General features: G+C 49.5%; 2 protein-coding genes. Both read right to left on the bottom strand.

Translation table 11 applies throughout. The annotated features are described in order from the left end of the window. Window positions 1-4 precede the first annotated feature (4 nt). Window positions 5-11,317, bottom strand: a complete 11,313-nt coding sequence (locus MKX30_RS15505) for an amino acid adenylation domain-containing protein (protein WP_341062963.1) — start codon at window positions 11,315-11,317, stop codon at window positions 5-7. Window positions 11,318-11,350: 33 nt separating this feature from the next. Then, complete coding sequence (gene fabD, locus MKX30_RS15510; protein ID WP_341062964.1) at window positions 11,351-12,598, bottom strand: ACP S-malonyltransferase; 1,248 nt, start codon at window positions 12,596-12,598, stop codon at window positions 11,351-11,353. Between the last annotated feature and the right edge of the window lie 3 nt (window positions 12,599-12,601).

Genomic DNA, 12,601 nt, shown 5'->3' on the forward strand with positions numbered 1-12,601 from the left:
GATGCTAAATCTCCCTCCGTCGGCGTTCTTTTTTCTCTACTTTTACTGATGACAGTGCATGCTGCTGAACTGGGATGACTTCTCTCATAAGCTTTCCATCGCCCCGAAGTATGTTGCTAATCTCGGTTTCCTCTGTTCTGAAAAACTCAATGGCAAACGGAACAGATTCATGAATAAGCTGAACAATCTCGCCGTTGATCACATCAAATGTGGTCCTAAAAGCGTCGTGACGCTGAATAAGCGCTTGGAAGGCTCCCTCAAGTCTGGCCAGGTCCAGTTCTCCTTCCAGCATCATGGCGCCCGGTAGATTATAGCTTAGATCCTCTGGATTCAGCTCGTGCATCATAAAAAGACGCATTTGAGCAGACGAGGCCGGATAATGGGCGCTTGGAGTCGCAGCAGGGATCAAGGAACGGACTGTCGCTTCATCCTCGTGATGACACTCAACTCTTCTGGAGCTTATGTGATCTGAAAGTTGTCGAATAGTCGGAGCTGCAAAAAGTTCCTTTAAAGTAATCTCGATGGCCAACATTTGACGCACACGCAAAATGAACTGGTAAGCGAGCAACGAATCTCCGCCAAACTCAAAGAAATGATCATCTATACCTACTGCGCCTGTTTTGAAAATGTCCGCCCACAACAGGAGCAGTTGCTGTTCCATTTCGTTGCGGGGCGGTGTATGTTCTTTGCCGGAAGGCAACTCTACCCCCAAGGTATTTAACGCCTTACGGTCCAGCTTTCCGCTTGAACCAAGAGGCATCGTCTCCACCTTCATAAAACGTAAAGGAATCATATATTCCGGCAATCGTTCCAGCAAAAATGCCCGCAGTTCTCGAACTGTACAGTTGGTTTGCACAACCAGATAAGCGCACAAATACTTGTTGCCCTGCTCATCTGTCAAATCAAGTACAGCTGCCTGCTGAATGTCGTTATTTTGCAAGAGGGCTGTTTCAATTTCACCTGTCTCAATCCGGTAGCCTCCGATTTTCACCATTTGATCCGACCGTCCCAAGTAAACAATCTCGCCGCTAGGCAGCATCCGGGCAAGATCGCCTGTCCGATAGATTCGCTCACCTGGTACAAAAGGATTGGGGATAAAACACTCTGCCGTAAGTCCATCCAGATGTACATACCCACGTGCCAGATGGCACCCTCCCAGACAAAGCTCTCCTACCTGCCCCAAACTAACCAACGCCAGCTCCTGATTTAAAATATACGCCCGGGTGTTGCCCACAGGCCGTCCGATCGGAATCGGACCTTCGGAAGATACAGACGTACACGTATAGGCTGTTGCAAACACACTGGCTTCCGTAGGCCCATACAGATTAAGTAATCTCGCTTCCGGGAACTTCAGATTAAAACTTCGCACCTGCTCCTGGCCTATCTGTTCGCCACCCGACATGACCCAACGCAAAGTGGCTGCTTGGATTGTATCCTCGACTGAAAGCTCTGACAAAAACATTTGCAGCACGGTAGGAATGAAGAAAGCCACTGTAACCTGATGCCTGTGAATGGTATCCAGCATTTGACGGGTATCCGTTTCTGCACCTGCCTCCAATAACACCAATCTTCCTCCGCCCATGAACCAGCTGAAAAGCTCGACGATGGAACCATCAAAGGTATAGGATGCTTTTTGCAGCACCGTGTCCTGCTCCCTTAAACCAAGCTGTTGTGCCAGCCATACCACTCGCGCACTAAAGGCGTGATGCTCCACCATCACCCCTTTGGGCTGCCCGGTTGAGCCGGAGGTGAAGATGACATAAGCCAGATGATCAGGCTGGATGACAAGCTCTGGATTACCTCGTTCTTGCTGATCCTGACACAGTAAGTCAACGTCGATGATCTGCTGGATTTCTTCATCCATCCAGCTGGCATGGCACTGCTGATGGGTCAGAATCCATTCAGCCCCAGCGTCTGCCAGGATGTAGCGAATCCGTTCCTTTGGATCGGCTGGATGAATGGGGAGGTATGCCGCCCCTGCTTTTAACACGCCCAATAAAGCAACAATCATTTCCGGTGAGCGCTCCATAACAATAGCTACTACTTGCTCTGGCCGGGTACCGGAGTCCAGTAGGCTATGTGCGACCAGATTCGCCCGTCGATTCAATTCCCCGTAGCTGATCTCCTGTTGACCGGAAATGAGAGCGATATGCTCAGGGTTTCGGCTTGCTTGACCCTCGAAATATTGATGTAACAGCTTTACGGACCCCGGACCCATGTCTGTCTGATTGAAATCATGGACAAGTGTCTTCCATTCCGCCTCGCTCACCGATTCCGAAGCCGCTATGGCAAGCTCACTCACCCAGTCCTCTTCCTTGTGGACGCTTGCTGACTCAAGTATTTCCTCTCTGTCCCGCTGATTCGGGTCAACTGCCACCTTTTCTATCCGAAGCTCTCCAATCTTTTGCTGTGGATTGACAAGGACAGTGTGTAAGATTTGAAGGAATTCCCGGCTCAAGCGTTCCACCGTCTCCCCGGTAAAGAGATCTACATCGTATTGAAGGATACATTCGATATGCTCGTCGGTCATGGCTGCAGTAAATGTTAAATCGAATTGTGCTCCTGTATACTCCGCTTCATCACATGGAGTCAGTTTCAGACCGGGTAATTCTACGATGGTACGGGAAGACTCGTTCAATAATGCAAACATGGTATCGAACAGCGGATTGCGACTTGTTTTGCCAGCCAAATTCAACTTCTCAACCAGTTGCTCAAACGGATAGTCCTGATGCTCAAAAGCCTGAAGAGAACGTTCCTTTACCTGCATTAAAAATTCGTGTACAGTCATGTCCTTCTCCGGTGTGTTGCGAAGGGCCAACGTATTGACGAACATGCCGACAAGAGGACTCAGGCTCGCATGAGTTCTGCCGGATACCGGAATGCCAACGATAATATCTTCCTGTCCACTGGCTTTGGCCAGCAATAGGTTATAGGCCGCCAATAGAACCATAAATACCGTGACATTTTGTTGCAGGGCAAAGCGTTTTAACTTCCACGTCCATTCCTGATCCAGCTCAAAATGAATGGCTTGCCCTTCACCTCTTCTCACATCGGGGCGTGAAAAATCCGTAGGCAATTCCAGCTCTGTAATTTCCCCTTGAAAAAGCTCCAGCCAAAACTGCTCCTGCTGACGGAATTCCACACTGTTCAAAAACTCACGCTGCCACACGGCATAGTCTTTATACTGGATCGTCAATTCCGGTAAGTTCATGCCCCCGTATAAACGAGCAAATTCCTCGACGATTATCTCTTGGGAAAGACCGTCCGTAATAATATGATGCATATCAATGAACAGCAAATGACGGTTGGCAGGCTGATGAATAACCTGAACGCGGAACAATGGCTTTTGCCGGAGATTAAAGGGCTTGATTAATCCATCCTGTTCCACTAATATTCCACGTTCACGGCCCGATTGAATTTCTTCTATCCATGTCGCTAACCCCTGAACCGTACCTGCCCGGAAGAAATCGCGCAGTGTCAGATTTACATTCCAATCCTTGTTAATAAGGTAGACCAGCTTGGTTGCCAGCAAGGATTGCCCGCCCAGCAGGAAGAAGTCATCCTGTGTGCCAATCTGCTCCCGGTGCAGGATTTCCGACCAAAGCTCAACCAGGCGTTCTTCCATGGGTGAAGCTGGATGTACATAGGCCGTACCGACCTTGATACTTTCATTAACCTGCGGTAAAGCATGACGGTCGATTTTTCCGTGATGTGTTAACGGGATCTCATCGACTCGAACAAAGTAAGACGGAATCATATATTCAGGCAAGGTTACCGACAGATGGGTCTTCAGTTCTACCACCGACAATTCCTGATCTGTAACGATATAGGCGCATAGCTCATGCATACCAGGCTGGACTTCCTGAACCAACACCACTCCATCCTGTATACGCGGGTGCTGGAGCAACGATTTTTCAACCTCGCCCGGCTCAATGCGGTAACCCCGCACTTTAACCTGCTGATCGACTCTTCCTAAAAATTGAATTTGCCCATCTTCAAGATATCTGCCCAGATCACCCGTTTTGTACATCCGCTCGCCCGGTATCCACGGATTTGCTACAAACTGCTGCTGCGTCAGTTCGGGGCGGTTCATATAGCCGCGTGCAACTCCCCAGCCTGAAATACATATTTCACCGGGTACCCCGATAGGCATAACATCCGTACCCCTGCGATTCATGATGTATACCTCAGCATTGGCTACAGGCCGTCCGACAGGCAATGGATGGACAGCTGGAATATCCGGCACACAATAATAGGTAGCACAGACGGTCGCTTCTGTTGGTCCGTACGTATTGTAGACCTTTGCCGAGCGCAACAACTGGGTGACATATTCACTTTTCAGCACATCCCCCCCGCTAATATAAGTGCGAATATGCGGGAAAGGGGACAGTTGATTTAGCTCATTTAAAATAAACGGCGAGGCACTGACCACGGTCACTTGCTGCTGGCGAATGAATTGGTTCAGCCATTGGATGTCCTTCAGTTCATCCCGTGAAACCATAGCCAGCGTTCCCCCTGCTGCCAATGTAGGGTATATTTCCTCCACGGATGCATCAAAGGTAATGGCTGCCTGCTGGAGCACTACGTCCTCAGCCGTTAGATGGAACTCATGCTGGAAAGCCGTGATGTAATTCGTTACATTTCTATGCTCAACCATGACTCCTTTGGGCTTACCGGATGATCCTGACGTGTACAAAATATAAGCCAAATGGTGAGATGCCACAGACTCCTTGCCTGCAAGTGCAAAAGCTAGATTATCAGCATCTACGCTGTACAAGGCCGGATCACTTACATCCATGACGGACCCTGTAAAACGAAGCGTGTCGATGCTGACGGTGTCCTTAGAAGTTAGGAGCAGAGACACGCCGCTGTCCTCCAGCATGTAGGCCACCCGCTCCGTCGGATGTTCCGGGTCCATAGGGACATAGGCTGCTCCTACTTTGAGTACGGCAAGCATGCTGGTCAGCATATCTAGCGAACGGGGGACCAGGATACCGACAGCTTGGTCCGGTACCAAATGATAAGTTAGCAAGTGCCGGGCAAGCTGATTAGCTCTGATATTCAATTGGCTGTAAGTCAGCGAATGCTCTCCGTAGACGGCAGCAATCCGCTCAGGTTGCTGTTCGGCCTGTTCTTCAAACCACTGGTGAACCAGCTTTTCCTGTGGGTAATTCACCCGGGTTTCATTCCACTCGTACAGGGTTCGCTGCTGTTCTTCCGCCTGATTCATGGAAATGAGGCCAATCGGCCGCGAAGCATCAGCACAAACTTCTTGTAAAAGATTCTTGTAATAGCTCGCAAGCCGACGTATGGTCTCTCCCTTGAACAGTTGGGTCGCATACTCAAAGTGAAAACGCAGCTTGCCTTCATTTTCAACCCATATGACTGTCAGATCGACTTGGACAGCCTCCATCTTAGCTTCCAACGGAGTAAAGCGAAGCCCGTTGATGCTCATCGGCTCCCCCCGAAAGTTCTGGGAAATAAACTGAACATCAAAAAGTGGGTTCCGGCTTCGGTCTCTCGGTACGTCAAGCTGATTCAGCAGCATTTCAAAGGGATAATCCTCATGCTTATAGGCTTCAAGCGCGTGCTTCTTAACCTCCTGCAAATATGCTGCGAAAGGCTTATCTTCAGCTGGCGCAGTTCGTAGGGCAAGCGTATTGATGAACAGCCCAATCATGTGCTGGACCTCTTCCGACTGGCGACCTGCGCTTGGAATGCCAATAATGATCTCTTCCTGATTCGCATATTTGGCCAATAAAGTGCTATAGACAGCGTACAGAAGCATAAAGAGCGTAACCCCATGCTGTACCGCTGTTTTTTTAGCCAAAGCTGTTAATTCCTCACTCAGATCAAATGTATAGACATCCCCGGCATTGCTCATTTGCGCTGCCCGCGGCTCATCTGTAGGCAAATCAAGTACAGGCAGCGTCCCCTTAAATACGTCCAGCCAGTATGCCTCCTGCTTTTTCATTTCGGCACTGTCCAAACGCTGATTTTGCCACAATGTAAAATCGGTATATTGCATACGCAGTTGCGGTAGATCCTGTCCAGAATAGCCCTGTATCATTTCACTTAATAAAATACCAATCGAGGCTCCATCGGCTGCAATATGGTCAACATCGCACAGAAAGAGGTGGGAATCGTCCTTCAACCGGATCAGCTTCGCCTTTAACAGCGGCGCACGATTCAGGTCAAAAGGACGGATAAATTCATCCACATACGCTTCCAGCTCGCGCCCGTCCCCTTCGCTATATTCCAGTGAAAAATCTACCTCCGGGTACACTCTCTGTACCAGTTCGTTATCCCGCAACTCGAAAGCGGTGCGCAGCGAGCTATGACGACGAATTACCGCATATATGGCTTTCTCCAACCGATGATGATCCAGATTACCAGTGATGGTCATCGCACTGCATAGATTGTTCAAGGTGCTATATCCTGCCATTTGACGCATCATATAAAATCGACGTTGCGTCGAGGAAGCTGGGTACACCTCACGTTGTTCCACCGGATGAATGATCAGATTTTTGTCAGCTGATTGGGGTGCAGGCAGCTCCGTTTTCGTCAGAAGAGGCTGCTTCGCTTCTCCATCCGTATACAGAGCTAATTCGCTGACCGTCATATAGTTGAAGATATCGCTCATATCCACTTTTTTGGACAAGCTTTGATTCATCTGTCCCACCATTTTACTAGCAATCAGGGAGTCTCCTCCCAGCTCATAAAAACTGTCATAGATGTTCAGCTCATCAAGCCCCAGCACTTCCGCCCATATGCTTGCGATCACCTTTTCAGATGAGCTATATTGTTCTGTTGCCCGACCACGCAACTGCACAGGACGGCGCACGGCAGCAGATGACGTGACCGCATGGTCATGCAGAAGCCGACGATGACGGTCCAGAATAGCCCGCATTTCATGAGAAAATCCGAAAGGAATGGCAGCGGAATCCAGCGCGGCCACCTGAGCGTAATTCAAGCTACCCACAATGACACGGGGAACGGGATGAAGCAATAATTGTTCAAGAGCGGCCAGTCCCTCTTGTGTGGACAGAGCCTGAAATAAGCTCTCTTGGAAATCAACCTCATGCTCAAAAGCCATCCCAACTTCCTGCCAAGGAGCCCAGTTGATGGCAAGCGTACGTCGGCCGGAGTGATTCCGCCACTCAGCAAAGGCATCCAGATAGGCGTTGGCTGCCGTGTAGTCGCTTTGGCCTGGTCCACCCATCAGTGAAGTCACAGATGAAAAAAGAATAAAAAAGTCCAGTGTATCCGCAGTGGTGATTCGGTCAAGCACATGTGTGCCTGTTACCTTCGGAGCCAGTACCTCGGTAAAGCGGTCCTGGCTCTTGAGAGCCATAAAACCGTCTCCAGCCACACCCGCAGCATGGATGATACCGTGAATAGACCCATACTTGTGGCGAAGTTCATTCAAGGCTTGCTTCATAGCGGTCTCGTCAGCTACATCGACAGCATAATATTCTACCTGCGCTCCCTGCTGCTCCAATTCCAGCAAGGCGGTAACCGTATTCAGCATCCTTGTATTCATATCTGGCTTTAAGTTCTGTCTTACGTTACGGCTTCCGTTCGAATCAGCGTTTGCAATGGCCTCCCATTGCTCCTTGGGTGGCAAATGGTTGCGACCTATCAATCCCAGTGTGACCTGACCTTTAGAAGCAAGCCATTTACCGATTGCCAATCCCAGCCCGCCAGTACCCCCAGTTATGACATAGGTTCCCTGCGGTCTGATCGTAATCGGGTCAACTTCGCTTTCCGTCAGATCCACAGGTTCAATCTGCTCTACATAACGTTCGCCGTTACGCCAAGCGACCAGAAATGTATCATCATCGTGCCGTAGGGAATGAATGAGTTCTGAAGGCTGGGTGCTTGTATCTATATCGAGACAACGGCAGCTCAGATCAGGGTATTCCTGACCGATGACCCGGGCTAGCCCAAACAAGCCCGCATGTTCTGGTTTTAATTCATTTTCCAATTCATTCACTTTATAAGCCTGCTCAGCGATCACCGTCAGTTCCTTAACAGCTGACTTGGTCTCTGCGATTGCCTTAGCCAGATGAAATAGCTGAACCATAGACTGCCCGTTCCAGAGGTATATCAGTTTCTTAGCATTCTGACATCGCATCTCTGTCAACAAGCGTCTATGATCTTCCTCGGAACCCGTAGAGAAGTAAGCATGGTCTGACATTTTAGTAAAGGTGACTCCTCGCTTCACTTCAACCACATCATACCCTTCGTGCGCTAACAATCCACGTAGCGTTACACCGATCGGACGGTTATCAGTGAATAATAAAATCGTTTCCAGCGGTGTGGATAACACTGAATCATTTGCGGTCCGGGTTACTGTATCTTCTTCATACTCGGAGGGTGCTTGTTCTTGCTTTTTCCATACAATCTGATGATATTTATGATGTTCTGTATAGCGGGTTCGTTTAAGATCCGCCTCGTGTACACGTTTGACTGCATAATCTTCAATTTCTACCAGTACCTGACCTTCGGCACCCAGAATGAGCACATCTACCGTTAAAATTTCTCCACTTTCCCTGACCTTGTTTTTTTTGCGCAGATAGCTGTAGCAAAGCCGTGGGAGGGAGTCGTAAATGCGCAGCTTGTGATATGAAAATGGCAGAAACAGGCCATTTCCTAAACTCTGGCTTGCTACCCCGACGGCCACATCCAACAAAGCGGGATGCAGCACGTATTGACTTACATCCATTTGATAGGCTGCGGGCAGCTCCAGCTTAGCCAACACTTGATCTGTTCCAATTGCAATCGTCCGTAGCGTCTCCCACCGCGGCCCGAATGAAAATGCAACAGCAGCTTCGGCATGATTCTCACCGACTACTACTTCCTGATCGTTGCACTCAGTCCGAATATCGCCCAGACTCATAACAGGATGGGCTGCCTTTACAAATACCGCGCGCCCCTGTGCATGCCTTACCCAATTCTGCTCCCACGGCTGAACTGAGGGTCCCGTCCGGCTTAATACCTTAAACGAAAACGTCTCACCCTCCCGTTGCAAAACGGTGTGTACTTCTCTTTCTTCCTCTACTCCCACGATGAGCGGAGAAATAAACTGGATATCATATAGCTCCAGCACCTTGCCTGGACGCTTGTATTTTTCCAATCCTGCCCTAACCATTTCCAGATAAGTGGTTCCTGGTACAATACAGTTTTCCATAATCTTATGCTCGCTTAGTACCCAATGACGCCCAACAGAGAAACGGGTCAGGTAAATATCCTGATCCTCGGTTTCTGCCAAACAATAGTCCAAAAGCGGATGTGTTGTTTCCATCTCTGTGAATTTTCGAACATGGGAAGCCTGAGAAACGACTGCCTTCTCCTCTACCTCCACCCAGCATCGCTTAGGCTCAAAAGGATAGGTGGGAAGGCTTCGTCTGCGGCACGCTTTGCCTTCATACAAGCTCTCCCATTTCACATCTGCTCCCTCAACATACATACGGCACAGGGAATCCAGCGTCTCGAACTCGAGTGAAGACTGGGTCAGTTTCTCTTTGGCTGATGCTGTCAGTCTTCTGGATTCCTCCAGCGTAAGCTCCCCTGCTTCTTTTTCCTTCTGTGCAGATACAACCTTATGACGTCCAAAATACACACCCGGTATGAACTCTTCTTGTTTCGCTTGTCCGCTGAAGCCTGAGGTCTGAATTTGAGTCAGCTTTACTCCTAGATCATCCCAATCCCGGCACAGAATCGCTAGACGAAAGCCGTACTGCCCTCGTCCGGTATTGGCGGTATAACAAAGATCGCGTAACGGATAGGTTTTGGGTTCCATGACATATTGCTGATATTGCTTCACATAGGCTGCAAGCACTGTTTCATTTTTAGCAGATAACGTAAAAAGCTGAACCGTTTCCGGTGTTTCCTGCTCCAACTGGCCACCATCCTGCATTTCAGCCCACACCGGGGCCTCTTCCAGAACGACATGGCAGTTCGTACCGCTGAGCCCGAAGGAACTGACTCCGCAGCGTCGCGGAAAATCCTCCTTGGGCCAAGGCTGCAGCTTGTCATTCACATATACAGGCGAATCAATAAAGCTAATATCCGGGTTTGGGCAGGTAAAATGTAGGCTCGCCGGAATTTCTGCATGCTCCAAAGCGAGCACTGCCTTTAAAAAGCCCGTGATTCCCGCACTGTTATCCAGGTGACCTACATTGGTTTTGACCGAGCCTATGGCACAAAATTGATTCCGGTCGGTATACTGCCGAAAGGCTCTCCGTATACCATCAATCTCCACTGGATCACCCAGCTTGGTGCCTGTCCCATGAGCTTCAATATATGTAATGGTATCCGGGTCAATCCCAGCATCCTTCCAGGCCCGTACAATGACATCCTCTCCTGCCAGCGAATTGGGAGCCGTAATCCCGGCTGAAGTCCCGTCATTGTTCACAGCACTGCCTTTAATGACAGCATAAATATGGTCCTGATCCTGAATGGCCCGCTTCAAGGGTTTGAGCAGAACAGCGGCTACACCTTCTCCTCCACCTGTGCCATCTGAAACGCTATCGAACGTTCTCGTCCGGTCATCCGAGGAGCCTACACCCAGCCCCCCGCCCTTTCCCTCTTTTATAGGTACAAGTGTGACCTTTACCCCGCCGGCAATCGCCGTATCGCAATCGCCGTGCCGCAAATCCCGGCAGGCCAGGTGAATGGCCACCAAAGATGAAGAACATGCGGTATCCACCAACAGACTGGGCCCTTTTAAATCCAGCAGATAGGCGATCCGACTGGCAATCATGGAATGGATATTACCTGGAATCGCCGAAGAAGCTGATGAAGGAGCCATTTCTGCTATAAACCGCTTGTACTCCTCACCAAAATCACTGCTGTAGCCGACATAGACTCCTGTCCGACTACCGGAAAGCTTTTTACCACCGTACCCCGCATCTTCAACTGCCGCCCAGGCAGACTCCAAAAACAGTCGCTGGTTTGGGTCCATCAATCGCGCTTCAGCCGGAGAAAGTTGAAAAAAGGGATAGTCGAACTTATCAATTTCTTCTAGAAATCCACCTTCATTTAATGCCGTTTGTTCATTCAACAGCCCGGCTTGGAAGAGGCTCTCCAGCTCCCTTTTTCGTCGGGCAGGAAAAGGGCGTATGGCGTCCTGCCCCGCCCGCAGAAGATCCCAAAACTGAGCTGCATTTTCACTTTCGGCAATTTTACAGCTAATCCCGATGACTGCAATATCCGAATCTCGCAGCTCATTAACCGCGATCGGACCCGCGTCCTGAAAATCCTGTTCATTGAATTGAAGAGCCGCCAGATTGAATCCTGTTTTTGTCATCATCGTACTCCCTTCCGTTCCTCGTGTTCGCTGCGATTAGCTGACCTGAAACGCGGGAAATAATTCGCGTGTATGCGTATTGCTGAAAATCTGCTCAAACCGTTCAGCCCGTAGTTCCGTTGGTGTTAATTTGGTTGCAAAAATGGACTTTAGCTTGTCCAGAGCTTGCTGCATTTGTTCCATCGTTGGTTCTGTTCCGGTTGTGATCAATTGTTCGCGCAGGATTTGCAATTCTTTGTATGGAACGACTACACCCTGCTCATACTCATCGTTATTCCAGTTCCGGTTCTGGGTTGAAACCGCAATCGCAATACAGGAGGTCACCAGACCCAAACCATCTGGTTTGCTCTCGATATCAGCATTCCGCAGCAATTCCAGAGTGGAGGGATGCTCAAAAGCAAAGGAATGAGCCGTAGAGGTGATACCAGCCATTAAATTTCTCAATACGGTTTTGGGGCCGATTTCTATAAAATGATTCACACCCTGATTCAGCATGTATTGAACGCTTCTGTGCCATTGCACAGGCCGTGCCATCTGGGACGTCAGGTTAGATAGGATATAACGACGATCCGCATAGGGTGTCGCTGTAACATTAGAGAGCACAGGCCATTGAAAACGGCCATAATCATATCTCTCCAGCTCCTCCCGAAATTTCCCCGCAGCGCTCCGCATTAAATTCGTATGGAACGGAAAGCCCACCTTGAGGCGAATCGTCTTGATTCCTCTATGGTTCAGTTCCTCTTCTGCCTTCTCCAGTGCAGGAGTATGACCCGAAATGACGAGCTGCTCAGAGGAATTATAATTCGCAATGCCGACCGATACACCGGCTGTCGAGGCTTTCTGGCACACCTCATCCACCTCACGCTCATGACTCCCGACTACCGCCAGCATCGCTCCTGTACCGGGAGCAACAGCTTCCTGCATCAGAATGCCCCGCTGACGTACTATTTTCACCGCATCCGAAAAAGCAAGCGCCCCTGTACTGACCAATGCCGAGAATTCTCCCAGACTGTGACCCGCTACCAGAGATGGAGCAAGCTTCAATTCCTGCATCAGTACACGAAAAGCTGCGATGCTCACGGTCAAAATGGCAGGCTGGGCATTAGCGGTCAGAGTCAGCTCATCCATGGAACCTGTGAAACAAAGCGTCTTTAGATCAAACCCTAGCGCATCCTCGGCCTCTTCAAAGGTTTCTCTTGCTACTGAATATTCATCGTATAAGCTTTGACCCATGCCTACATATTGAGAGCCTTGCCCCGGGAATAAAAATCCTAATTTTTTCATCGT

Source organism: Paenibacillus sp. FSL P2-0173 (assembly GCF_038008045.1).
In the GTDB taxonomy this organism is placed as follows: Bacteria; Bacillota; Bacilli; order Paenibacillales; family Paenibacillaceae; genus Paenibacillus; species Paenibacillus polymyxa_B.